This is a genomic window from Paracraurococcus lichenis, assembly GCF_030657435.1.
Lineage (GTDB): Bacteria > Pseudomonadota > Alphaproteobacteria > Acetobacterales > Acetobacteraceae > Paracraurococcus > Paracraurococcus lichenis.
This window is the reverse complement of the sequence record NZ_JAUTWS010000012.1, coordinates 104,825-128,573: the sequence shown is the minus strand read 5'-3', so window position 1 is coordinate 128,573 and position 23,749 is coordinate 104,825. Positions and strand designations below refer to the sequence as shown.

The window sequence follows — 23,749 nt, the reverse complement described above, 5'->3', positions numbered from 1 at the left end:
GCCTCAGGCCCGCTCGGCCGGCACCACCGTGACGCGCCGCGCATCGCCGCGGCGGAGCAGCAGCACCTCGGCCGGCGCGCCGACGCGCTCGCCGGTCAGCCAGCGCAGCAGCGTGTCGACGCCGGTGACGGGCTGGCCGCCGACCGAGAGGATCAGGTCGCCGCGGTCGATCCCGGCCTTCGCCGCCGGGCTGCCCGGCTGCACGGCGGCGACCAGCAGCCCCGTCGCCTGCTCGAGGCCGAGGGCGCGGGCGAAGCGGCGCGGCACCGCCTCCCGCTGACCGGTGAGGCCGAGTGCCGCCCGCCGCACCCGGCCGAAGCGGACGAGCTGGCCGAGCACGAGCTGCGCCGTATTGGCCGCGACCGCGAAGCAGAGGCCCTGCGCGCCGGCGATGATGGCGGTGTTGATGCCGATGACGCGCCCGGCGCTGTCGACCAGCGCGCCGCCGGAATTGCCCGGGTTCAGCGCCGCGTCGGTCTGCACCAGGTCCTCGATCGGCCGCCCGCCGCGGCCGGGGAGGCTGCGGCCGAGCGCGCTGACCACGCCCGCCGTGACGGTCGAGGAGAAGCCGAGCGGATTGCCGATGGCGATGGCGAGCTGCCCGACCTTCAGCGCCGCGGAATCGCCGAGTTCGGCCGCCGGCAGCGCGCCCGCGCTCTCGGCGCGAAGCAAGGCGAGGTCGGTGTCCGGATCCTCGCCCAGCAGCCGCGCCGCGAAGGGCCGCCCCTCGGCCGCCGTCACCTGCACGGCCTCGGCGCCGGCGACGACATGCGCATTGGTCAGGATCAGCCCGTCCGGCGAGACCACGACGCCAGAGCCCGCCCCGGCGCCGCGCGTCCCGCGCACCGCCACATGCACGACAGCCGGCCCGACGCGGTCCACCGCCGCGGTGACGGCGCGGGAATAGGCATCGAGCAGCAGGGTGTCGTCCGGGGCGGGGGCGTATGGGATGTCCAGCATGATGCGCCGGAGATGGTGTGACCGGTGCGGTGACGCATCCCGGCCGTTCGGGCGGGTTGGCGGGCAGCAAACGAAATGGTCAGGCCGGCCGCAACGGGGTGCCGCCCGGTCCGATCCGGCGTAGAGACGGCGCATGGACCTGGTCGAAGCCCTCCTCGCGCTGGTCGCCGCCTGCATCGGCTTCGCGCTGCTCGCCCGGCGGCTGCGCGTGCCCTATGCCGTCATCCTCGTCCTCGGCGGCATGCTGCTGGCGGTGGCGCCCGGCGTGCCGGAGATGCGGCTCGATCCGGACCTCGCCCTCGCCCTCTTCCTGCCGCCGCTGCTGCAGGCCAGCGCCTGGCGGACGGACTGGCGCGCCTTCCGCGACAATCTCCGGCCGATCCTGGCGCTCGCGCTCGGCGCCGTGCTCTTCACGGCCTTCTGCGTCGCCTGGGCCGCGAAGCTGCTGCTGCCGGACCTGCCCTGGTCGGTCGCCATCGCGCTCGGCGCCATCGTCGCGCCGCCGGATGCGGTGGCGGCGGAGGCGGTGCTGCAGCGCCTGCGCCTGCCGCGGCGGATCGTGACGGTGCTGCAGGGCGAGAGCCTGGTGAACGATGCCTCGGCGCTGGTGCTCTACAAGCTCGCCGTCGCCGCGGCCGTCGCCGATACCGCCGTGATGCCGGCCGAGGGGGCGGTGACCTTCCTCGTCCTCGGGCTTGGCGGCATCGCCGTCGGCTGGGCGGTCGGGCGGCTGGCGATCGAGGCCTTCCGCCGGCTCGACGATCCGCTGCTCGAGGTCACGACCAGCTTCCTCGCGGGCTATGCGGCCTATCTCGCGGGGGAGGCGGTCGGCGTCTCCGGCGTGCTGGCGGTGGTCACCGGCGGGCTGCTGATGGGCCAGGCGCAGCATACGCTGCTCTCCTCGCGCAGCCGGCTCGGCGCGCGGGCGGTCTGGGGCTTCGTCGAGTTCCTGCTGAACAGCCTCGTCTTCATCCTCATCGGCCTGCAGCTCAACCACGTCCTCGCGCGGATCGCCGATCGCGGCACGGGGCAGTTGCTGCTGCTCGGCCTCGCGATCGCCGCTGTCGTCATCGTCTCCCGCTTCCTCTGGGTCTTCCCGACCGCTTGGCTCTCCGCCCATCTGCTGCCGAGCCGGGCCGGCGACCCGCCGCCGGATGCGCGGCAGACCGCCATCATCGGTTGGGCCGGCATGCGCGGGGTGGTCAGCCTGGCGGTCGCGATCGCACTGCCGCTCGAGGTGCCGGAGCGCGACCTGCTGGTCTTCCTCGCCTTCGTCGCCATCCTGGCGACGCTGGTGCTGCAGGGCACCACGCTGGAATGGCTGATCCGGCGGCTGAAGGTGGAGGTCCCGGAACATGATGGCGGGATCGACCCGGAGGAGGCGGAGGGCCGGCGCATCATCGCCGCCGCGGGGCTGGCCGAGCTCGAGCGCTGGGTGGACGACCCGCTGGAGGGCGCGATCGCCCGCGACCTCCTGCCGGAGTTCCGCGATCGCGCCGGGCACCTGCACCGCACGGCCTCGCAGCGCGGCGCGGCGGCGGCCGAGCGCACGGCGCGCCGCCGGCTGCGGCTGGCGGCGCTGGAAGCCTCGCGCGAGAGCCTGATCGCGCATGCCCGGGCCGGCCTGCTGCATGCCGAGGGGCTGCACAGGCTCGAGCAGGAGCTCGACCTCGAGGAGCTGCGGGTGCGCGCCGTCCTCGGCGACGAGCGGAGCGAGGCGGAGCGCGCCGCCGCCCGCGCCCGGCGCCTCGCCCAGAAGGTTTGACGCCGCGCAAGGCAGCCTGCCCGCGCCGGTGGCAATCTGGCACCCGATCGCAAGGGATGTCCTGCCATGAAGGTCCGCGACGTCATGACCCGCAAGGTGGTCTCGGTCCCGGCCGATGCGCCGGTGATGGCCGTGGCCCGCCTGCTCGCCGAGCGCGGCATCTCCGCCGTGCCGGTCACCGACAGTTGGGGCATGCTGCTCGGCATCGTCTCGGAGGCCGACCTGATCCGCCGACTCTCGACCAGCGATGCGCCGGAACCGGGCTTCCTCCGCGCCCTCTTCTACGACCGCGACCAGGCGGCGGCGCGCTACGCCACGGTGCACGGCGCGACCGCGGGCGACATCATGACCCGCGACCTCGTCACGGTGACCGAGGAGGTGACGGTCGAGCACGCCGCGCATCTGCTGGAGACGCACAATGTCCGCCGCCTGCCGGTGGTGCAGGATGGCGTGCTGGTCGGCATCCTCTCCCGCGCCGACCTGCTGCGGGCGCTGCTCGCGCCGGCGGCCGATACCTCGGACGGCGCGATCCGCGCGGCGCTCACGGCGGAGATCCACCGCCTGCCCTGGGCGGATGCGCCCTATGTCTTCTTCGAGGTCGCCGAGGGCGTGGTGACGCTCTATGGCTTCTGCCATTCGGCGGCGGTGCGGCGTGGACTGGTGGCGATCGCGGCGGGCGTGCCGGGGGTGCAAACGGTCGAGGACCGCATCACCGACATGACGCCCGCCCGGCGCTTCGCCTGACCCCGGCGGGCACCGCACCCTTCCCCGCGCCCCGGCCCCGCCCGCCGCCGCGGGCCGGTCGCGCCGGGCCCTCCCCCTGGGGTTGACGTCGCCGCAACCAACTCGGCGCGGGCGCGTTCCGAACCCTGCGGGCAGGCGATGGTTCCGGCCCCGCGCCGGAGCCGGTATCGCCCGCGACAGGATGAGGAGGGCGACGATGATTCGCACTGTGCTCGGCGCCGCGGCCCTGGCCGTGACGCTTGCGGCCTGCGGGACCAACAGCACGGACCGGACGACCGGCGGCGCGGCCGCGGGTGCCGCGACCGGGGCCGGGATCGGGGCGCTCGGCGGGCCGGTGGGCGCGCTCGCCGGGGCGGCGATCGGCGGCGGCGCGGGCGCCATCACCGGCGCGACGACCTCCCCGAACGAGGTGAACCTCGGCAAGCCGGTCTGGAGCAACCCCGAGGTCCGCACCCCGGTCGGCGACGGCAAGGCCGCTTCGAGCACGCACCGCAGCCGGCACCAGACCGCACAGGCACGGCGCGACGCGCAGCGCGAGAGCGACCGGGCCTATATGGGCGGCGGCATGGTCGGCACCGGCACCGGCGCGACCACCACGACCGGGACGGGAACCACCGGCACCGGCCCGGCGACGACGGGGGCCGCCTCGACCACGCCGTCCGGCACATCGGCACCCGCGGCGCCGGTCCAGTAGGGCCAGCGCGGAGCGGATCCGCGTCTCCGGGCGCTCCCGCGCGGCGGCGATCCGCATTGGGCCAGGCGGGCGCCGGCGGTCCCGGCGCCCGTCATGGCGCAGGCGCTACTGCGCCAGCAGCCATTCCGGCAGCCCGGTGACCAGCGTCACCGGGAAGATGGTGCAGAGCACCACCGTCAGCACCAGCATCAGGAAGAAGGGCAGCGAGGCCATGGCGACCTCGGTCTGCTCCCGCCCCGTCATGGTCTGCATGACGAAGAGGTTGAAGCCGACGGGCGGCGTGATCTCCGCGATCTCGACCAGCAGCACGATGAAAATGCCGAACCACACCAGGTCGAAGCCGGCCTGCTGCACCAGCGGGATGACGATGGAGGTGGTCAGCACGATCATAGAGACGCCGTCGAGCGCGGTGCCGAGCAGGACATAGACCACGGTCAGGATGGCGATCAGCCCGTAGGGGCCGAGATGCAGGGCCGCCACGCCCTCGGCCAGGGCCGCCGGGATGCCGGTCAGCGCCATGGCCTTGGTCAGGAAGGCGGCGCCGGCCAGGATGAACATGATCATGCAGGACAGCCGGGTCGCGCCCTTGAGGCTGTCGAGGAAGTTCTGCCAGGTCAGGATGCGCTCGCCGGCGGCGATGCCGAGCACGGCGAAGAAAGCGAAGGCGAGCGCCTGGTGCAGGACGATCAGGCCGGAAACCCAGAGCAGGGCGCCAAGCGCGAGCACGGCCCAGCCGACCCGCCGCCCGAGCGCCATGAGCAGCGAGCCGAGCACGCCGAAGGCCGCGGCCTCCGTCGCCGTGGCCCAGCCGGCGAACATGGTGCCGATGACCACGACGATCAGGATGGTGCAGGGGATGAGCTGCGCGCTCTGCCGCAGCTTGGCCGCGAAAGGCATGCGCGGCTCCGGCCGCGGCTGCTTGTCCGGGTTCAGCAGCGCCCAGACGATGATGTAGCCGCTGAACAGCAGCATGACGATCAGGCCGGGCAGGCAGCCCGCGATGAAGACGCGGATGATCGAGACCTCGGCCGCCACGGCATAGACCACCATGATGATGGAGGGCGGGATCAGGATGCCGAGGGTGCCCGAGGTGGCGAGGCTGCCGATCGCGGTGGTCTCGTCGTAGCCGCGGCGCTTGAGCTCCGGCAGCGCGATCTTGGAGACGGTGGCGCATGTCGCGGCGGAGGAGCCGGAGACGCTCCCGAAGATGCCGCAGGCGAGGATGTTGACGTGCAGCAGGCCGCCCGGGATGCGCCGCACCCAGGGGGCGAGGCCGTTGAACAGCTCCTCGGAGAGCTTGGTGCGGAAGAGGATCTCGCCCATCCAGACGAACATCGGCAGCGCCGCGAGGGTCCAGGATCCCGTCGACTCCCAGAAGGCGGAGGCGAGGAAGAGGCCGGGCGTCGGATGGACGAAGGTCATCGCCACCCAGCCGACGGTGGCGAGCGACATGGAGATCCAGAGCCCCGCGCCGAGCAGCATGCAGAGCAGGACGAGGAGCAGGAGGGCGAGGGTGAGCAGGTCCATGGCTCAGACCTCCGCCGAGAAGTCGCCGGCCGCGGCGCGTTCCTCGGCCGCCACGACGTAGGAAGGCTTCGCGCCGCGCAGCACGCCGGCCAGCTCGTCGAGGATCGCCACCAGCAGCAGCCCGGCGCCGAGCGGCATGGCGAGCTTCGGGATCCAGAGCGGGATGGGGACGGTGCCCTGCGCCACCTCCTCGATCTGCCAGGAGAAGAGCATGTCCTCGAAGGTCCAGCGAGTGACATAGGCCATGACGGCGGCGGCGAGCGCCAGGACCAGCGCCTCCGCCCAGCGGCGCCCGGCAGGGCCGAGCCGCTCGATGCCCATGCCGACGCGGATCAGCTCGCCGCGCTTGAAGGTGGCGGCGAGCGCGAAGAAGGTGGTGGCGACGCAGAGATAGGCGCTGATGTCGTCGGCGGCGGGAAGCTGCATCTGCATCTCCCGCATCGCGACCTGCGCCATCATGATGAGGAATATGCCCAGCAGCGAGAGCGCGGCGAGGCCGGCGCCGAGGGCATAGAGGGCATCGAGCAGGCGGCGCATGCGGTCAGGCGCCCCGGCGATGGGTTGGCATGGCGGGAGGCCCCATGGGGATGATGCCCGGCAGGGTGGCTGCCGCGCCGGACGGGTGCAAGGCCCCGGCCCGGCCCGATCGCGCCCGGCGCGGCGCCGGATGCTGCGCCCTTGGGCAGGCCCTGCCGGCGGAACGGGCGCGCCGCGCGGCAGGCGTGACGATGCTCCGGCCGCCGCGCCGTCGCCTTGTATGTTGGGCGAGCCGATTCAGACCTCCGGGCCATCCGGCCCTTCGGTCATCGGCGCGCCTCAGGCGGCCTTCAGCGCGTCCAGCAGCTTGCGGCCGTCCTCGCCGGCCTTGGCGGCCCATTCCTCGGCCATGGTCGCGCCGATCTGCCGCAGCTCGGCCATGACCTCGGGCGGCGCCGTGCCGATCGTCATCCCCTTCTCGGCCAGCCGGGCCTGGGTCGCCTCCTCCGCCTCCTTCGCGTAGGTCCAGCCGCGGTCCTCGGCCTTCTTCGCCGCGGCCAGCAGCGCCGCCTGCTCCGGCTTCGGCAGGCCCTCCAGCGCGCGGCGGGAGATCAGCACGGCGTTCTTCGTCATGGAGAAGTTCACCGGCGTGAAGACCTTGCAGTAGTCCCAGGCGGAGGTGTCGACGCCGGTCTGCGCGCTGGTCACCATGGCGGTGGCGATGCCGGTCGCGAAGGCCTGGGCGAGTTCGGCCTGCTGCACCAGCACCGGGCTCGCCTGGATCAGCGCGGCGAAGCGGTTGGTGATCGGGCTGAAGGTGCGGAAGCGGCTGCCCTTGAAGAGGTCGAGGCCGGTGATCGGCGCCTGGGTGTAGAAGCCAGCGCCGGGCCATCCCACGGTATAGAGCAGCGAGAGGCCCTGCCTGGCCAGGCGCGCCTCGATGAAGGGCCGCTGCAGGTCCGCCAGCTTCCGCGCGCCGTCGAGGTCGGGCACCAGGAAGGGCAGCGAATCCGCCTCGAAGAAGGTGTCCTCGTTGGAATAGGCGGCCAGCAGGATTTCTCCGAGTTGCACCTGGCCGGTCTGCACCCCGCGCTTGATCTGCGGCATCGGCAGCAGGGAGGCATTGCTGTGGAGGGCGACGGAGAGCTTGCCGCCCGTCGCCTGCTCGACCTCGGCGACGAACTCGCGGATGTTGCGGGTGTGGAAGTTCCCGTCCGGATAGGGCGTGGCCATCTGCCACTTCGTCTGGGCACGGGCGGCGGAGAAGGACAGGGCGATCAGGCCAGGCGCCGAGAGCGCGGCGCGACGGGTGATGGTCATTGCTCGGGAACCCCGGTCTTGCTGCGGCGCAATGAATGCGCGGACGCGACCGGCCGGGCAAGCCCCGTGCCGGCGGGCGGCAGGCCCGCCGGCAGGCGCGCCGGTCAGGCCGGCTCCTGCACCCCCGCGCCGGTCAGGAATTTCCGGATCGCGATCACCTCCTCCTTCGAGAGGCTGTGGCGCGTGTCGTGGAAGCCGTGCGTATGGCCGTTCAGCCGGACGACGACTTGGCCGTGTCCGCCATGGGTCACCTCGGCGCCGAGGTCCTCGAGCGCGGCGAAGACCTGCCGGGGGTCGAGGTTGGAACTGACCGGGTGGGCGAAGACAGCCTGCAGGGTCTTCTGGTGGTTGTGGCTCATCGGGCTCCCTCCGAGATGGGTTCGCAGGGATTCCAGCACCGCGCGCCCCGCCGGTCCTTGCGCGAGGTCAACCGAAGCGGGAGCGGCGCCTGCAGCGGATGGCGTTCGATACCGAACGCCATCCGCTGCAGGCCATGGATCGTCGAGCGGCTTCACGCTCCCGGAGGTTCACCTCCGTCCGCGATCCGCTCTACCCCGCCGCCGTGACATAGGCCTTGAGCTCCTCGGCCTCCTGCTCCGCCTCCTCGATCCGCGCCTTCACCAGATCGCCGATGGAAACCAGGCCGCGGAGCGTGCCCGCCTCGTCCAGCACCGGCAGGTGCCGCACCCGCTTCTGGGTCATGACGCCGAGCGCCTGGGTGACGAGCGTCTGCGGCGCGACGGTGACGAGGTCGCGGGTCATGAACTGCGCGGCCTTCAGGCCGGTCGTGCCCGGGCCATGCGCCGCCATGCCGCCGACGATGTCGCGTTCGCTGATGATCCCGAGGATGGCGCCGGCGGCGTCGCGCACCAGCGCGGCACCGATCCGGTGCTCGGCCAGCGTGCGGGCCACCGAGAGGATCGTGTCCTCCGGCCCGACCGAGACGACCTGACCGCCCTTCCCCTTCAGGATCGAGCCGATGATCATGCGCTGCCCTCCCCGGCATGGGCGGCGGCGGCCCCGAGCCGCTGCCGCGTCCTGGCCATGACGAAGCCTGCGCCGGCCGGCGGCGCGGTTGCAAGGAAAAGCCGCCTCGCAACCGGGTGATTGCAGTCCCGGCTATTCCGCGGCCTTGACCGCCTCCGTCACCGGCACGCTGGCGGTGAGCTGGGTGCGCACCAGCTCGGCGAAGCGGCCGCCCTGGCGGACCAGGGCGTCGAAGGTCCCGCGCTCGACGATCCGGCCCTGGTCGAAGACCAGGATCTCGTCGGCGTCGCGCACGGTGGAGAGCCGGTGGGCGATGATGAAGGTGGTGCGGCCGGCCATCAGCGCCTTCAGCGCCTTCTGCACCCGCGCCTCGGTCGCCGCGTCCAGCGCGCTGGTTGCCTCGTCCAGGATCAGGATCGGCGGGTCCTTCAGCAGGGCGCGGGCGATCGCCAGGCGCTGGCGCTGGCCGCCCGAGAGGCTGGCGCCACGCTCGCCGACCATGGTGTCGTAGCCGCGGGGCTGGCGGAGGATGAAGTCGTGCGCCTCGGCCATGCGGCAGGCGCGCTCGATCTCCTCCTGCGTCGCGCCGGGGCGGCCGACCACCAGGTTGTCCCGGATCGTCCGGTTGAACAGCATGCTCTCCTGGAAGACCACGCCGATGTTCTGGCGCAGGCTCTCGAGGGTGATGTCGCGCAGGTCGTGCCCGTCGATCGTCACCCGCCCGCCGATCGGGTCCCACAGGCGCTGCAGCAGGGCCATGGCGGTCGACTTGCCCGCGCCGGTCTGCCCGACCAGGGCGAGCGTCCGTCCCTGCGCCGCCTGGAAGGAGACCTCCGAGAGGATGCGCGGCCCGCCGGGATAGGCGAAGGAGACGTCCTCGAAGGCGACCTCCCCCTGCACGCGCGAGAGCGCGACGGCGCCCGGCTTCTCCGGCACGCTGGTGCGGGCGTCCATCACCTCGAAGAATTGCTGGATGGCCGGCGCCTGGAACACCAGGCGGGAGAGGAAGGCGACGGCCTGCTCGAGCTTGCCGATCAGCAGGTTGGCGAAGCCCATGAAGCTGACGATCTCGCCGACCGAGGCCTTGCCGTCCATGTGCAGGAAGGTGCCGAGGACGAAGACCGAGATGGTGGTGATGGTGCTGGCCGCGCGCGTCAGCACCGAGACCACGGCCCACCAGTTCAGCACCGGGAACTGGTGGTCCAGCACCAGACGCACCGTGTCGCCGAACATCCGCGCCTCGGAGGCAAGACGGGTGAAGGACTGCACGACGACCACGTTGTAGAGCGCGTCCTGGGCGGTGCCGGCGAGCTGGCTCTGGTAGCGCTCCACCTGGTGCTGCGCCGTCTCGGTCTTCTGGATGACCACGCCGGTGAGGATGCCGAAGAGCACGACCAGGCAGACCAGCAGCAGGCCGAGCTGCCAGTTCATCGCCAGGGTCAGCGGCATCAGCACCAGCGCGGCGATGAAGGTCGACATGTGGTCGCGGAAGAAGCTGAGCCAGAGGCTGAACAGGTTGTCGCTGCCCGTGACCATCACCTTCATCAGCCGGCCCGACTGGATGTCGCCGTGGAAGGAGAGCGGCAGGGCCAGCACATGTGCGAAGTAGCGCGCCATGGCGGCCAGGCGGTTGCGGTGCGCCATGCGGTCGGCGAGCAGCGAGACCGCGACATTGGCGCCGATGCCCGAGAGGCCGACCGCGCCCCAGAGGGCGAGCAGGGCCAGCGCCTCGGACCAGAGCGCCTCATGCGTCATGTAGGCCGACCGGGTCAGGACATCGATGACCCGGCCGAACAGCACGGGCTCGAGGAAGACCAGCCCGGCCAGCGCGACATTCGCGACCGTCATGCCGATCGCGACCCACTTGTCGGGCTTCAGCAGGCCGAGGACACGTGCATAGAGCCTGGCGAAATGCATCCGGCGGTGCCCCTGTTTGCGCCAACATCCCGGGCCCGCACCGATGGACGGCACGCCCCGGGCCTGAGCTGTGCGCTGCCTACAGGCCGCGCGATCCCCCGGGCAAGCCTTGCCAGCGGGGGGTCGTTGCGGCAGGAACGGCAAGGTGATCGGCCAAAGGGGGCGGGAGTTCCCCAGGGCCGGGGAGGAATGCCGCGATGCCGGGCGCCAAGCCGCGCAGCAAGGTCATGCCGTCGCCCCCGTCGTCCGGCCGCCGGCGCCTGCCGCTCGGCCGCCGGCGCCTGGGGTTGCTGCTGCTCGCCCTGCCGCGGCGGGCCGGCGCCGAGCCGCCCTGGCCCGCCCGCCCCCTCCGCCTCCTCGTCCCCTTCCCGCCCGGCGGCGCCACCGACCTCCTCGCCCGCATCCTGGCCGAGCGCCTCGGCGTGCGGCTCGGCCAGCCGGTGGTGGCGGAGAACCGCGGCGGCGCGGCCGGGGTGGTCGCGGCCGAGCTCGCCAGCCGCATGGAGCCGGACGGGCACAACCTGTTCTTCGCCTCCATCGGCACCGCGGCCATCAACCCGCACCTGCACGCGAAGCTGAGCTGGCGGCCGGAGGACCTGCTGCCGGTCATCCTCTTCGCCGATCTTCCGAACGTGATCGTGGTGCGGGCCGACAGCCCCTGGCGCAGCCTGCAGGACATGCTGGCCGCGGCCCGCGCCCGGCCCGGCGCGCTCTCCTATGCCAGCTCGGGCAGCGGCAGCAGCCTGCACCTCTCGGGCGAGATGCTGAAGGCCGATGCCGGCGTCGACATCCTGCACGTTCCCTTCCGCGGCGGCGCCGATGTCGCCAACCAGCTCATGGGCGGGCGGATCGATATCGGCATCAACAACCTGCCCTCCGTCATCGCCCTGCTGCGCGGCGGGCAGCTCCGGGCGCTGGCCGTCACCGGGCCGGAGCGCGCCCCGGCCCTGCCCGGGGTGCCGACGGTCGCCGAGAGCGGCATGCCGGGCTACGCGGCGACCGCCTGGTTCGGCCTGCAGGTCCCGCGCGGCACGCCGGAAGCGGTGATCGCGCGGCTGAACGCGGAGGTGAATGCCATCTGCGCCGAGCCCGCGACGCGGGGCCGGGTGGAGGATCTGGGCGCGGGCTGCCGCGGCGGAACCGTCGCGGAATTCACCGACTTCATACGAGAAGAGAACGAGAAATGGACGGCGGTGATCCGCCGCTCCGGCGCCCAGGTCGACTGAGGCGACCCGATGACCGAAGGGCCGAAGGGGTCCCCACGAAGCAGCGCTTCGTGGGGTGCCCCGGATGGCCCGGAGGTCCGAATCGGCTCGCCCAACAGGCAAGGCGCCGCCAGGGACACGACCGGGAGACAGACATGCCCATCCTCACCCGCCGCTCCACCCTCGCCGCCGGCGCGGCGCTGCTCGCCGCGCCCGCCGTCCGGGCGCAGCAGGGCTACCCGAACCGCACCGTGCGGCTGGTGGTGCCCTTCACGCCTGCCGGCACCACCGACATCGCGGCGCGCATCCTGGCGGAGCGGCTGACCCAGCGCCTCGGCCAGCAGGTGATCGTGGAGAACCGGCCGGGCGCCGGCGGCAATGTCGGGTCGGACGTCGTCGTGAAGTCGGAGCCGGACGGCTACACGCTGCTGATGTGCACCGTCTCCTCCGGCGCCATCAACTACAGCCTCTATGGCGCCAAGATGCCCTACCGGCCGGAGGAGCTGGCCGGCGCCGGCCTCATGCTGCAGGTGCCGAACGCGATCTTCGTCACCAACGGCCTGCCGGTGAAGACATTGAAGGAGCTGGTGGACTATGCCAAGGCGCGGCCGGGCAAGCTGAACCACGGCAGCTCGGGCATCGGCACCTCGCTGCACCTGACGGGCGAGCTGCTGAAGACCGAGGCCGGGATCGACATGCTGCACGTCCCCTTCCGCGGCGCCGGGCCGATGCTGCAGGAGGTGATCGCCGGCCGCATCGAGGTGGCGGTGGACAACCTGCCCTCCGTCATCGGCCATCTGCGGGAGGGCCGGCTGCGGCCGCTGGCCGTCACCACGGCGCAGCGCAGCCCGGCGCTGCCCGACGTGCCCACCACCGCCGAGGCGGGCTTCCCCGGCGTGCAGGCCACCGCCTGGTTCGGCGTGCAGGTGCCGGCGAGGACGCCGAAGCCGATCATCGACCGGCTCGGCGCCGAGATCGACGCCGCCGTGAAGGAGCCGGAGACGAAGGCGCGCATCGCCGATCTCGGCGGCATGGCGCCGGGCCTGACGCCGGATGGCGGCACCTCGCCCGTGGCCTTCGAGGGTTTCGTGAAGGCCGAGATCGCCAAATGGACCGAGGTGGTGCGCAAATCCGGGGCGACCGCCGAATGAGCGCGGGCCGCCGTGCCCTCCTCGCCGCGCCGCTGCTCGCCCTGCCGGCGGCGGCGCGGGCCGAGGAGGGCTTCCCCAGCCGCCCCCTCCGCATCGTCATCCCCTTCACCCCGGCCGGCACCACGGACCTGACGGGACGGCTAGCGGCGGAGCGGCTCGCGGCGCGCCTCGGCCAGCCCGTCGTGGTGGAGAACCGCCCGGGCGCCGGCGGCAATGTCGGCGGCGAGGCCGTCGCCCGCGCCGAACCGGATGGGTACACGCTGCTGCTCACCACCATCGGCACCGGCGCCATCAACTTCGCCGTCTATGGCGACAAGATGCCCTACAGGCCCGGCGACCTCGCCGCGGTCGGCTTGCTGACGCGCGTGCCGAACGTACTGATGGTCCCGCCCTCGCTCCCCGTGCAGAGCGTGGCCGACCTGGTGGCATTGGCCCGGCAGCGGCAGGGCGGGCTGAACTACGGCACGGCCGGCATCGGCTCCTCCCCGCATATCTGCATGGAGCTCTTCGGCATCGAGACGCGCGCGCCGCTGACCCATGTGCCCTATCGCGGCAGCGCGCCCATGCTGACCGAGCTGATGGCAGGAAGGGTCGAGGCGGGCATGGACAACATCCCCTCCGCCCTCGCCTTCGTCCGCGACGGCAAGCTGCGGGCGCTGGCGACCACGGGTGCCGCCCGCAGCGCCGTGCTGCCGGAGGTCCCGATGATGCAGGAGGCCGGGATCGCCGGCTTCGAGGCGACGGCCTGGTTCGGCCTGCTCGCGCCGGCCGCCACGCCGCGCCCGATCCTCGAGCGGCTGGGGCGGGAGGTGGATGCGGTGGCGAGGGACCCCGCCTTCCGCGCCCGCATGGCCGAGCTCGGCGCCGACCTGCCGAAGCTGACGCCCGATGGCGGCAGCTCGCCCGAGGCCTTCGAGGGTTTCATGGCTGCCGAGCGGGTGAAATGGGCCGAGGTGGTCCGGCGCAGCGGCGCCCGCGTGGAATGATCCCGGGAGGCGGGACCCGCCCTGGAACCAGTGGACCGGGGCGCTGTCACCCTGCCTCGTCGGGGTGACAGCGCCCCGGGCGCGGGCCGCGAAGCCGCGCCGGAATGAAAGGGCCTGGGCGATCCGCGGTGGCGCGGGAGGCACCGGGACCCATCGGAGGAACGCCATGCATCGACGCGCCCTGCTCGCCGCCCCGGCCCTGCTGCCCGCGCTCGCCCGCGCGCAGCAGCCCTGGCCGGCGCGGCCCATCCGCCTGATCGCCGGCTTCCCGCCGGCCGGCACCACCGACATCGCGGCGCGGCTGATCGCGGAGCGGCTCGCGCCGCGGCTCGGCCAGCCCGTCGCAGTGGAGAACCGGCCGGGCGCGACCGGCAACATCGCCGCCGAGGCCGTCGCCCGCGCCGAGCCCGACGGCTATACCCTGCACGCCACCAATGTCGGCACGGGCAGCATCAACTACACGCTCTTCGGCCCGCGCATGCCGGTGAAGCCTGAGGATTTCTCCGAGTTGGGCCTGCTGATGCAGGTGCCGAACGTGCTCTTCGTCCATCCCGCGGTGCCGGCGCGGACGCTCGCGGAGTTCGTCGCCCTGGCCAAGGCGAGGCCGGGCGCGATGAACTACGGCAGCGCGGGCAGCGGCGGCAGCCCGCACATGACCATGGAGTTGTTCAAGCACCTCGCCGGGATCAGCATCTCGCACGTACCCTTCCGCGGCGCCGGGCCGATGCTGGTGGAGGCAGTGGCCGGGCGGCTGGAGGCGGGCAGCGACAACATGCCCTCCTGCATCGGCCATATCCGCGACGGGCGGCTGCGGGCGCTGGCGACCACCGGTGCGCGGCGCTCCCCCGCCCTGCCCGATGTCCCGACCGTCGCCGAGAGCGGCTTTCCCGGCTTCGAGGCGACCGCCTGGTTCGGCGTCCAGGCGCCGGCCCGCACCCCGCGCGCGATCGTCGCGCTGCTCGGCGAGGCGATCGATGCCTGCACGAAGGAGCCGGTCTACCGCGCGCGCCTCGCCGATCTGGGCGCCGATCCGCCGGGCCTCACGCCGGATGGCGGCACCTCGCCCGAGGCCTTCGCCGGCTTCGTCCGGGCGGAGATCGCCAAATGGGCCGAGGTGGTGCGCCTCTCCGGCGCGACGGTGGATTGACCGCCCATGGACCGGCGGGGCGGAACGCGGCTTGCCGAATGCGCCGGGCCGTCCTACCCGCCCGCCGCATGGACACGTCCCGCCGCACCCTGCTCGCCGCCCTGCCCCTGCTCGCCGCCCCCGGCCTCCTCCGCGCCCAGCCGGCCTGGCCCAGCCGGCCGATCCGCCTGATCGTCCCCTTCCAAGCCGGCGGCGCCACCGACGTCACGGCGCGGGTGATCGCCGAGCGGCTCGGCGGGCTGCTCGGCCAGCCCTTCGTCGTGGAGAACCGCGCCGGCGCCGGCGGCAATGTCGGCGCGGATGCGGTGGCGAAGGCGGAGCCGGACGGCCATACCCTGCTGATGGCGACCATCGGCACCGCCAGCATCAACCAGTACCTCTACCAGAAGCTGGCCTACGATCCGCAGAAGGACCTCGCGCCCATCGCCCTGGTGAACGAGGTGGCGAACGGCGTCATCGTGGACCACCGCGTGCCGGCGCAGAGCCTGGCGGAGCTCATCGCCCTGGCGAAGCGCGACCCGGGTGGGATGAACTACGGCACGCCGGGCAACGGCACGTCAGGGCATCTCTGCGGGGAATTGCTGAAGGCGAGGGCCGGCATCGACCTGCAGCACGTGCCCTATCGCGGCACCAATGGCGTCATCCCGGAATTGCTGGCCGGACGGCTGCAGGTCGCGGTCGACAACCTGCCGGCCTATCTGCCGCACCTGGCATCGGGCGCGCTGCGGCTGCTGGCGGTGACGAGCAAGGAGCGCTGGTTCACCGCGCCCGACGTGCCGACGGTCGCCGAGGCCGGCGCGACGCTCGGCCTCAAGGGCTTCGAGGCGGTGGCCTGGTTCGGCCTGCAGGCGCCGGCCAAGGTGCCGCGCCCGGTCATCGACGCCATCGCCGGGGCGACGCTGCAGGCCCTGGGCGAGGCGCCGGTGCAGGCCAAGCTGCAGGAGATCGGCAGCGCGCCGCGGCCGATGGGGCCGGACGCCTTCGCCAGGTTCATCGCCGCCGAGAATGCGAAGTGGTCGGAGGTGGTGCGGATCTCGGGCGCGAAGCTGGAATAGGAGACCCGCGCCGCGGCGGGGAGCGGCCCCGGGTCAGCCGCCCTGCAACAGCGCCGCCAGCGCCGGATCGAGGCCCAGCGTCGCGCGCCCGCTTGGTGCGGCGTAGCTGCCCGTCACCGGCTTCGGCGGCTTCAGCGCCACCAGCATCTCCAGCAGCTTCACGCCATAGGCGATGCCGTCCAGCAGCGGCACCGCCGCCTTGCGCTGCAGCCGCGGCCCCATGCCGGCCAGCGCCGCGCCACCCAGCACCACGGCATCCGCGCCCTCCGCCACCACCTCGGCGATCGCCGCATCCATCTGCAGCGCGACGGCTTCCGGGTCCCGCACCGCATCCTGCGGCGTCAGCGCTATGCCGCGCAGCGCGGCGAGGCGCGCGGCGAGGCCGTGCTGCGCGATCCGCTCGCGGTAGACCTCCGTGCTGCCCATGGTCACCAGCCCGAAGCGGCCGCCGAGCAGGCAGGCGGAGAGGCAGGCGGCCTCGGTCATGCCGACCACCGGGCAGGGCAGGAGTTGCCGCGCCGCCTCCAGCGCCGTGTCGTGCGAGACGGCGAGCAGCACGCCATCGACCTGGCCGGCATGCTCGGCGAGCAGCGAGAGCAGGCCATGCGCCGCGATCGCGCTCTCGGCCCTTGTCGCGATCACCGCCGGGCCGAAGCGCGGCGTGGCGGGGATGATCTCCGTCCCCGGCGCCGCGGCGGCGCGCGCCGAGGCGGCGCAGAGCTCCGTGATCGCTTCCGTCGTATTGGCATTCGCCACCAGCAACCGCATCGTCCTCAGCCCCCCACCATGCCGCCGGCCACCGGCACGCCGCCGCGCGGCGCGCCCGCCGCCGTCGTGCCGAAGACGGCGCCGAAGCTCTCCGGCAGCGCGCGCGAGCCGGGCGTCGCCAGCCAGAGCCGCAGCAACTCGCGCGAGGCCTCGTCCGCCGCCGGCACCTCCCCGGCCAGCACCTGCTTCCAGACGAGGTGCGGGTTGAGGAAGAGGATGTCGCCGGCATGCAGCGCGAGGGTCAGCGCCTGGCCCGCCGCCGCCGCGGCGGCATCGAGCGCCGCGAGCGCGTCCCGCTGCGCCTCCTCCAGCGCCTCCTCGAGCATCGCGTCGCGGTCGTAGCGGCCGACGAAGCTGCCGCTCGCCGTGCTGAAGACCGGGATGTGCAGCGGCTCGCCGCCGCCGTTCCGGTGCGGCAGGCCGGCATGCAGCGCAGTGAGCGCGGCGCGGTCCGATTTCAGCAGCGCATTGTGCAGCGCCGGCGCCGAGACGAGGGTGACGCGCCCGCCTTCCCGGGTCTGGCGCAGGCAGAGCAGCGCGACGGCATCCGCCGGGTCGGCATGGAAGCGCGCCGGCGCCTCCGCCCCGGTGCCGGGGCCGGCGAGGCGGCCGACCAGCGCACCGGCCTCGTCCTGCGCCAGCGCCGTGCCGAGATGCGCCCCGAGGACGAGCAGCGCCGCCTCGGTCGCCGGCCCGGCGAAGCGCGCGAGGTCGAGGCCGCGCAGCAGCGCGAAGCCGCGGCCATGCTCCAGCCGCTCCGCGATGCCGCGCAGCACGGGGGCGAGGCCGGGGAGCGGCGCATCGGCCGGGCCGCCGGGAGGGCGGCCGGCCAGCGCGACCAGCGCGGCCTCGATCTCCGCCGCCGCCTCCGCGCCGATCGGCACCATCCAGTCGGACGGGGTCAGCGCGGCGCCGGTCCATACGGACGGGCCGGCCTGTGGGACGAGGCGGAGGGGCGGGGTCATGCCCCTATCCTAACAGACGCGAACGGCGCGAGGGAAAGCCGGCCTCTTGCCGCCGCCGCCGACCCGCGGGAGGCTGGGCGGGACCCGACCGGAGAGAGACATGGACGCGCCCGCCCTCGACCTGCCCTTCGATGCCGAGGCGATGCTGCCCGGCCTGCGCCGCTGGGTAGAGTGCGAGAGCCCGACCTTCGATGCCGCCGCGGTCAACCGCATGATGGCGCTGGCGGCGCGCGACCTGGCGCTGCTCGGCGCCCGCGTCGAGACGATCCCGGGCCGCATGGGCTATGGCGACTGCGTGCGCGCCAGCTTCCCGCACCCGAAGTCGCAGGAGAAGGGCATCCTGGTGATGGGGCACCTCGACACGGTGCACCCGATCGGCACGCTCGAGCCCCTGCCCTGGCGGCGGGAGGGCGAGCGGCTCTACGGGCCGGGTGTCTACGACATGAAGGGCGGCAACTGGATCGCCGTCGAGGCCATCCGGCAGCTCATCCGCGCCGGGATCGCCACCAGCCGGCCGGTGACGGTGCTGCTGACCAGCGACGAGGAGATCGGCAGCCCCTCCACCCGCGACCTGATCGAGGCCGAGGCGGCGCGCCATGCCGTGGTGCTGGTGCCGGAGCCGGCGCGGCCCGATGGCGGCGTGGTGACCGGGCGCTACGCCATCGCCCGCTTCAACCTGCGCGCCATCGGCAAGCCGAGCCATGCCGGCGCGCGGCTGGCCGATGGCCGCAGCGCCATCCGGGAGATGTGCCGGCAGGTCGTCGCCATCGAGGCGATGACGACCGAGGACGTGACCTATTCGGTCGGCGTCATCCATGGCGGGCAATGGGTGAACTGCGTGGCGACCTATTGCGACGCCGAGAGCCTCTCCATGGCCAAGCGGCAGGCGGACCTCGACGAGGCGGTCGAGAAGATGCTGGCGCTGCGCCCGACCGGCAATGACGTGCAGCTCGTCGTCACCCGCGGGGTGACGCGGCCGGTCTGGGAGCCGGATGCGGGGGTGCTGGCGCTCTACGGCACCGCGCGGCGGATCGCGCAGAGCATCGGCTTCGACATCGCGCATCAGAGCGCGGGCGGCGGTTCGGACGGCAATTTCACCGGCGCCATGGGCATCCCGACGCTGGATGGCCTCGGCGTGCAGGGCGCCGGCGGGCATACGCTGGAGGAGCACCTGCTGATGGGCAGCCTGGTGCCGCGGGCGAAGCTGATCGCGGGCCTGCTGCAGGTGGTGTGAGGCAGAGGGCGTTCGGCGGCGAAGCGGCGGTTGACGGGCCTGCTCGCTGCGCGCCGCGTTGAACTTTGCGTCGCTGCGGCGTTCTAGGGTTGCGACCGGCGCACTAGACCCGGGCACGATCGGATTTGCCGCCGACGCAGCTCAGAACATACAATTAAGTCATGAGAACTTTTCTAGTCTCATTCTATCGAGTTCAATATCGAGCGGAAATATCAGGAAAAATGATTAATAAGTGTTGCGAAAGGCTTTTCCGTAATTTTGCATGCCTGACGCTGTTTTTGCTTTCATCCGTGGGCATGGTGCAGTCGTGCTATGCCCAGGTGCAGCCGCCGCCATCCCGGGCGCAATCGCAGCTTCCTAGGGCGGCACCGCAGCCTGTCCAGCCACAACCCCCGCAGGTGGTTCAACCCCCGCAGCCGCAACCCGCGCAGCCACCACCAACGATCCAGGCAGAACCCTTGCCGCCGGTTCCCCCACGCCCCCCGGAACCGCCCGATGTCCTGACCTCCATAACGAGAGCGCTGTTCGGCAAACTGAGCAATGATCCACAAGCACAAGCCCTGATCGTCGGCATCACCTTCCTGGTCTTTACGAATTGCCTGTCGGTTTTTTATGCCTGGCTCAAGACAACACGGCTTGCAACGGCAAGAAATGAATACAAGACCGCATTGGACAAGCATCTGACAAGACGCGAAACCGGCGTCAAGGGTGACCTGCCGCAGACATACGAGGAGTTCTATAACAAGGTCTTCGTTCTGGGCGAACCCGGCACAGGAAAGACGACTCTCGTCCGCTCTCTGACGCTCAATGTGAACGCCGATCCGCGGGTGAAGACCGAGAAGCCCCGCATCTACACATTCCTGCATGAAACGATATATGCGAACAGCGATTTTCCTCAATCCGATTTCGCCGTGGTCACGCGCGTCGACGTCAACGACTACCGCGGCCAGAGCCTGGCTGAGGCGTTGGTGCAGTTTCAAAGTGTCAATCCGCAGTCCAAAGCGAAAACCTGGACCTCACTGATACTCATCATCGATTTGTTTGACCCGCCGCGCGACAATCAGAGCCTCGTGCAACCGCAACCGAATTGGAGCGAGGCACGCGTGCGGCACCACGTCCAGTGTTGGCCGGCAAATCAATTGAATGCTCAAATCGACATGGTCAGGCGCGCCGGTCAGTTGAGATACTTGTGCCTGTTCGTGAACAAGCTCGATCTGCTCGTAAATGCCAATACTGACCATATTCGCGCAATCGAAGAAGCAACAAGGCCGATTTATGACACCTTGTTAGAGGCAAGTAGTGGTGCGATATGTGAACGAATTATCGGTTCAACCCAACGAGGGATTGGAGTATCCCTTCTGCAAAGCCGCCTCATCAACCCAAGGTGGAACCCGGAAGGCTGAAAGCGATGCCGCCATCCTGGCGCGACCCGAGTCCCTTGGACAGGATGAATGCCGAACGGGACGCCGAAATCTACCGCATGCGTCAGGATGCCGGAAACAATCCAGCACGGAGAAACGTCGATCCAGCATCTCCATCGGAGAGCCGGAAGACCGGACCGCGCGATTGGAGTTTCTGGAAGTCGTTTCGCATAGGCTTGCTGTTGCTGGGGGCGTTTTTCCTCGGATTTTTTACCCAGAAACTGCAGTTGAGAGCGTTTCAGGCCGAGGTGTCTTCCTCTTTTACCGATGCAACAGACCAGATCAACAACCTGTCGGATCGGCTCCAGAAACAAGATCTGGAACTCTCGAACCTGCGACAGCAACTCGTTGATGCACAACAGGTGAAGGACCAGTTGGATATACGGCTTGCGATCGCCAATCGAAACATCAATAGTCTTCAGGCCGAGCGAAAAAACAATCTTGCAGATATTGTGCAATTAAAGCAAAGCAATTCTGACTTATCCAAACAGAATACAAGTCTCGCAAGAGAACGTGCCGACCTCTCGGCCCGCCTCGATGAGACCACCAAAGACAAGGCTGCGATGCAGCGCCAGCTCACGGCAGCCCGCAATGAAGTGGAAAGTAGCCGGCGCGATCCGTCGAACGGTGACCGGGGAAACCCTTCCGCCAGATCTTGCCCGGATTAGCTCTTCGGGCGGCTAGGCCGCGGCTACAGGATGACCTCCCGCGGATAGGCCTCGGCGGTGAAGGGGAAGCGCTCCAGCGGCTCCCAGGGGCCGCCGCGGTAACGCCAGAGCAGCAGCGCCTCGGCCCGCGCCTCGCGCGGCGGCAGCAGGGCCGCGAGCGTCTCGTAGAGCGCCCGCGCCCGCTCCGGCGAGACCTTGTTCTGCACCGTCGCATGCGGCCGCCAGCGCTGCCGGTCCTGCGCCGTCAGCCAGGGCCGCCACTGCGCCGCCAGCCTGTCCCGCAGCGTCGCGACGGCGGGCGCGCCGATCTCCATGGCGACCCCGCGGCCGAGCGAGCGCGGCGGCCCGACCCGCACGCGCGACGGCGGCAGGGCGGCGCAGGCCTCGGCCAGCACCGCGCGGATCGCCGCCGCCTCCTCGCCCGGGAGGGCATGGAAGAGCGTGACATGCGCGGGCACCAGGTTGCGCGCGGGGGGGAAATGCGCGCGCCGCATCGATTCCAGCCAGGACTGCGTCTCCGCATCCAGGCCGAGCGTCAGGATCAGCGGCGCCACCGCCGCTGCCACCGGCAGCACCTCGGGGTCGATCTCCGGCATCGGCCCTCCTCGGCGCGAAATGTCATGCGCCGGACGCGAAAGGCAAATCACCCCTCGGCCATGCGCCGCCCTCGCGCCTGCCGCGCGCCCCGGCGGCTTGTTGCGCGGGCAGGCGGTGCCGCAGGCTGCGGCGGTCCGGAACGGCGGGAGCGACGGGGTTGGCGGCAGGGAGGTTCCGGGGCGGCTCAGCCGCCGCGGGCGAGCGCGGTCTCGAGCGGCGCCGGGTCGAAGCCGAAATCGGCATAGCCGCGCCGCAGACGCTCCACGTATTCGGCGGCGGGCGGGCCGGGGCGGTGCACCAGTTCCAGGTAGATCCAGGCCTCCCGCCCGTCCGGCAGCGGCAGCAGGCGGCGCCCGTAGGTATGCGGCCCCTCGTAGCGGTCGAGCGCGGCCAGGTGCTCCGGCGTGATGCGCCACAGCCCGATCGGGCAGGCCGCCGCCGGGTCCGGCTCGACCAGCGCGAATTTGCGGACAGCGAGGCGCCAGCCGGGCAGCGCCAGCGCCCCCGCCACGGTCGCGCCGGGGCAGCGCATGGCCATCTGCGCGTGCCAGAGATTGCTGCCATAGGCGGCATAGAGGTCGGACATGGAGCCGGAGCCTCGCCCCGGGCCGCCGCCGGCGCAAGCGGCTGCCGATGACGCTGGCGCTTCAGGCCCTGCCGCTCCTGCTGCTGCTCGCGCTGCTTGGCAGCGGGCGGGCGACGCCGGCCGGCGCCGCCCTCGTTGCATTGTTGGCGACCCTGCCGGCGCTGCTGGCGGGGCTGCCGGATCCCGGCGCCCTGCCCGGCGTCCTGGCGGAGCAGGTGCTGCGCGGCGCCTTCCTCGGCCTGCAGCCGGTGGCGGTGGTCACCGGCGGGCTGCTCTTCCACGCCGCGGTCACGGAGGGGGATGCGGCGGCCGGCCCGCAGGCGGCGAGCCCGGCGCGGGCCTTCGCCGTCACCCTGCCGCTTGGCATTGTCCTCGAGAGCGTGACGGGCTTCGCGGTCGGGGCGGTCTTCGCCCTCTCGAGCCTCCGGCGCATGGGCCTCGGCGGCGCGCCGGCCGGCGCGCTCGCGCTGCTCGCCCTTGTCATGGTGCCCTGGGGCGGGCTCGCGCCAGGCACCGCGCTCGGCGCCGCCATGGCGGGCGTGCCGGCGGAGGGCATGTCGATGGTCGCGGCTTGGCTGACCGCGGCCTGGCTGCTGCTGCTCGCGCCGCTGCTCTGGTCGTTGCTGGCCCGGGCCGGGCTGCCGGTGCCGGGGCGCGAGAAGGCGGCGCAGGCCGGGATGCTGGCGGCGCTGGGCGGGCTGCTGGTCGCGGGCGCCGCGCTGCTGCCCTTCGAGCTGGTGGGCCTCGTCGCCTCGGCGCCGGTCGTGCTGCTGGCGCTGTGGCGGGCGAATCCGCTGCGCGACCCCCGAGCGGCGCTCGGCCGCGCCGCGCCCTACCTGCTGCTGACCGCCGCCCTGCTGGCGGCGCGGCTCTGGCCGGGCGCGCCGGCCTGGCGGCCCTTCGCCGAACTGCCGCCCCTCCCGCTGAGCCATGTCGCTGTCGTGCTGTGGCTGGTGGCCGGCGCGCTCCTGCTGGCGCGGCGGGACGGTCTGGCGCGGGCCGGCGCCGCCCTGCGGCGGGCAAGGCGGCCGGCCATCGCCCTCCTGCTCTATGTCCTGCTCGGGCGGCTGCTGGCGGGCAGCGGTGCGGCCGCCGGCCTCGCCACCGCCGCATCGGAAGCGCTCGGGCCGCTCGCGCCCTTCGCCGTCGCGCCCATCGCGCTGCTGTCGGGCCTCATCACCGGCAGCAATGTCGGGTCGAACGCGGCGCTGATGCCGGTGCAGGTCGCGCTCGGCGCGGCGGCCGGCCTGCCGCCGCTGGCCGCACCCGCCGTGCAGAATTTTGCTGGGGCGGCGGGGGTGCAGGTGAGCCTCGGGGTCACGGCCATGCTCTGCGGGCTGCTCGCGGACGGCACGCGCCCGGCGCAGCTCTGGCGGCTGCTCTGGCCCTCGCCGGTGCTGGTGCTCGGCCTTGGCTGGGCCGCAACCTGGCTGCTGCGCGGGGCCGGCTGACACGGCGGGCCGTGCCTCGGCGGCGACGTTTCGGGGGCGGGCGAAGCGTCGCGCGCCGGCGCGGCCGGGCCCTGGCGCCGGGGCACGCGCCGCGCTGTGATCCCTCCCGGACGGAGGGTGGACA

General features: G+C 72.2%; 23 protein-coding genes. 12 read left to right on the top strand and 11 right to left on the bottom strand.

Translation table 11 applies throughout. The annotated features are described in order from the left end of the window. Nucleotides 1-3 precede the first annotated feature (3 nt). Nucleotides 4-960 carry a S1C family serine protease gene (locus Q7A36_RS14630; protein ID WP_305104452.1) on the bottom strand — a complete coding sequence of 319 codons (957 nt, stop codon included), beginning with the start codon at nucleotides 958-960 and terminating at the stop codon, nucleotides 4-6. 133 nt (nucleotides 961-1,093) lie between these two features. On the opposite strand from Q7A36_RS14630, the gene Q7A36_RS14625 reads away from it, so the two are divergent. The 3 genes from Q7A36_RS14625 to Q7A36_RS14615 all read left to right on the top strand — a co-directional run bounded on the left by Q7A36_RS14625 (nucleotide 1,094) and on the right by Q7A36_RS14615 (nucleotide 4,163). Further along, on the top strand, nucleotides 1,094-2,725 hold the full coding sequence (locus tag Q7A36_RS14625) for a Na+/H+ antiporter (protein WP_305104451.1): 1,632 nt from the start codon (nucleotides 1,094-1,096) through the stop codon (nucleotides 2,723-2,725). Between the two features lie 66 nt (nucleotides 2,726-2,791). Then, nucleotides 2,792-3,469, top strand: coding sequence for a CBS domain-containing protein (locus tag Q7A36_RS14620; protein ID WP_305104450.1), 678 nt, complete (start codon nucleotides 2,792-2,794; stop codon nucleotides 3,467-3,469). A gap of 196 nt (nucleotides 3,470-3,665) precedes the next feature. Next, nucleotides 3,666-4,163 carry a hypothetical protein gene (locus Q7A36_RS14615; protein ID WP_305104449.1) on the top strand — a complete coding sequence of 166 codons (498 nt, stop codon included), beginning with the start codon at nucleotides 3,666-3,668 and terminating at the stop codon, nucleotides 4,161-4,163. Nucleotides 4,164-4,268: 105 nt separating this feature from the next. Here Q7A36_RS14615 and Q7A36_RS14610 read toward each other — a convergent pair whose 3' ends face one another. The 6 genes from Q7A36_RS14610 to Q7A36_RS14585 form a co-directional block, all read right to left on the bottom strand. Then, entirely contained in the window at nucleotides 4,269-5,690 is a 1,422-nt protein-coding gene (locus Q7A36_RS14610) for a TRAP transporter large permease (RefSeq protein WP_305104448.1), read from the bottom strand. 3 nt (nucleotides 5,691-5,693) lie between these two features. After that, nucleotides 5,694-6,227 carry a TRAP transporter small permease gene (locus tag Q7A36_RS14605; protein WP_305104447.1) on the bottom strand — a complete coding sequence of 178 codons (534 nt, stop codon included), beginning with the start codon at nucleotides 6,225-6,227 and terminating at the stop codon, nucleotides 5,694-5,696. A 279-nt stretch (nucleotides 6,228-6,506) separates the two neighbouring features. Beyond that, nucleotides 6,507-7,487, bottom strand: a complete 981-nt coding sequence (locus Q7A36_RS14600) for a TRAP transporter substrate-binding protein (protein ID WP_305104446.1) — start codon at nucleotides 7,485-7,487, stop codon at nucleotides 6,507-6,509. A gap of 104 nt (nucleotides 7,488-7,591) precedes the next feature. After that, the gene (locus Q7A36_RS14595) at nucleotides 7,592-7,846 is read right to left on the bottom strand and encodes a hypothetical protein (RefSeq protein ID WP_305104445.1); all 255 of its coding nucleotides are present in this window, start codon (nucleotides 7,844-7,846) and stop codon (nucleotides 7,592-7,594) included. Between the two features lie 190 nt (nucleotides 7,847-8,036). Beyond that, the gene (locus Q7A36_RS14590; RefSeq protein WP_305104444.1) at nucleotides 8,037-8,474 is read right to left on the bottom strand and encodes a CBS domain-containing protein; all 438 of its coding nucleotides are present in this window, start codon (nucleotides 8,472-8,474) and stop codon (nucleotides 8,037-8,039) included. A 132-nt stretch (nucleotides 8,475-8,606) separates the two neighbouring features. Beyond that, on the bottom strand, nucleotides 8,607-10,391 hold the full coding sequence (locus tag Q7A36_RS14585; RefSeq protein WP_305104443.1) for a glucan ABC transporter ATP-binding protein/ permease: 1,785 nt from the start codon (nucleotides 10,389-10,391) through the stop codon (nucleotides 8,607-8,609). A 197-nt stretch (nucleotides 10,392-10,588) separates the two neighbouring features. Here Q7A36_RS14585 and Q7A36_RS14580 point away from each other — a divergent pair, with 197 nt between their 5' ends. The 5 genes from Q7A36_RS14580 to Q7A36_RS14560 all read left to right on the top strand — a co-directional run bounded on the left by Q7A36_RS14580 (nucleotide 10,589) and on the right by Q7A36_RS14560 (nucleotide 15,935). Then, nucleotides 10,589-11,617 carry a Bug family tripartite tricarboxylate transporter substrate binding protein gene (locus Q7A36_RS14580; RefSeq protein WP_305104442.1) on the top strand — a complete coding sequence of 343 codons (1,029 nt, stop codon included), beginning with the start codon at nucleotides 10,589-10,591 and terminating at the stop codon, nucleotides 11,615-11,617. Between the two features lie 134 nt (nucleotides 11,618-11,751). Further along, the gene (locus tag Q7A36_RS14575; protein ID WP_305104441.1) at nucleotides 11,752-12,747 is read left to right on the top strand and encodes a Bug family tripartite tricarboxylate transporter substrate binding protein; all 996 of its coding nucleotides are present in this window, start codon (nucleotides 11,752-11,754) and stop codon (nucleotides 12,745-12,747) included. Next, nucleotides 12,744-13,733, top strand: coding sequence for a tripartite tricarboxylate transporter substrate binding protein (locus tag Q7A36_RS14570; protein ID WP_305104440.1), 990 nt, complete (start codon nucleotides 12,744-12,746; stop codon nucleotides 13,731-13,733). The genes Q7A36_RS14575 and Q7A36_RS14570 overlap by 4 nt, the downstream gene beginning before the upstream one ends. Nucleotides 13,734-13,899: 166 nt before the next feature. Continuing rightward, on the top strand, nucleotides 13,900-14,880 hold the full coding sequence (locus Q7A36_RS14565) for a Bug family tripartite tricarboxylate transporter substrate binding protein (RefSeq protein WP_305104439.1): 981 nt from the start codon (nucleotides 13,900-13,902) through the stop codon (nucleotides 14,878-14,880). 68 nt (nucleotides 14,881-14,948) lie between these two features. Further along, the gene (locus tag Q7A36_RS14560; RefSeq protein WP_305104438.1) at nucleotides 14,949-15,935 is read left to right on the top strand and encodes a Bug family tripartite tricarboxylate transporter substrate binding protein; all 987 of its coding nucleotides are present in this window, start codon (nucleotides 14,949-14,951) and stop codon (nucleotides 15,933-15,935) included. A 33-nt stretch (nucleotides 15,936-15,968) separates the two neighbouring features. Here the strand turns inward: Q7A36_RS14560 and Q7A36_RS14555 are convergent, their stop codons facing one another. Next, nucleotides 15,969-16,703, bottom strand: a complete 735-nt coding sequence (locus tag Q7A36_RS14555) for an aspartate/glutamate racemase family protein (RefSeq protein ID WP_305104437.1) — start codon at nucleotides 16,701-16,703, stop codon at nucleotides 15,969-15,971. 5 nt (nucleotides 16,704-16,708) lie between these two features. Beyond that, nucleotides 16,709-17,668: a TauD/TfdA family dioxygenase gene (locus Q7A36_RS14550; RefSeq protein WP_305104436.1), complete on the bottom strand. Its 960-nt coding sequence runs from the start codon at nucleotides 17,666-17,668 to the stop codon at nucleotides 16,709-16,711. Between the two features lie 100 nt (nucleotides 17,669-17,768). On the opposite strand from Q7A36_RS14550, the gene Q7A36_RS14545 reads away from it, so the two are divergent. The 3 genes from Q7A36_RS14545 (at nucleotide 17,769) to Q7A36_RS14535 (ending at nucleotide 20,991) form a co-directional block, all read left to right on the top strand. After that, on the top strand, nucleotides 17,769-18,902 hold the full coding sequence (locus Q7A36_RS14545) for a M20/M25/M40 family metallo-hydrolase (protein ID WP_305104435.1): 1,134 nt from the start codon (nucleotides 17,769-17,771) through the stop codon (nucleotides 18,900-18,902). 221 nt (nucleotides 18,903-19,123) lie between these two features. Further along, the gene (locus Q7A36_RS14540; protein WP_305104434.1) at nucleotides 19,124-20,305 is read left to right on the top strand and encodes a hypothetical protein; all 1,182 of its coding nucleotides are present in this window, start codon (nucleotides 19,124-19,126) and stop codon (nucleotides 20,303-20,305) included. 5 nt (nucleotides 20,306-20,310) lie between these two features. Further along, nucleotides 20,311-20,991 (top strand): hypothetical protein, encoded by a 681-nt coding sequence (locus Q7A36_RS14535; protein ID WP_305104433.1) that lies wholly within the window; start codon nucleotides 20,311-20,313, stop codon nucleotides 20,989-20,991. A gap of 23 nt (nucleotides 20,992-21,014) precedes the next feature. Here Q7A36_RS14535 and Q7A36_RS14530 read toward each other — a convergent pair whose 3' ends face one another. Then, nucleotides 21,015-21,587 (bottom strand): 2'-5' RNA ligase family protein, encoded by a 573-nt coding sequence (locus tag Q7A36_RS14530; protein ID WP_305104432.1) that lies wholly within the window; start codon nucleotides 21,585-21,587, stop codon nucleotides 21,015-21,017. A 185-nt stretch (nucleotides 21,588-21,772) separates the two neighbouring features. Beyond that, a complete protein-coding gene (locus tag Q7A36_RS14525; protein ID WP_305104431.1) occupies nucleotides 21,773-22,174 on the bottom strand; it encodes a gamma-glutamylcyclotransferase family protein in 402 nt (133 codons plus the stop codon). A gap of 47 nt (nucleotides 22,175-22,221) precedes the next feature. Between Q7A36_RS14525 and Q7A36_RS14520 the strand changes: the two genes are divergently transcribed. Beyond that, nucleotides 22,222-23,625, top strand: coding sequence for an L-lactate permease (locus Q7A36_RS14520; RefSeq protein ID WP_305104430.1), 1,404 nt, complete (start codon nucleotides 22,222-22,224; stop codon nucleotides 23,623-23,625). Nucleotides 23,626-23,749 lie beyond the last annotated feature (124 nt).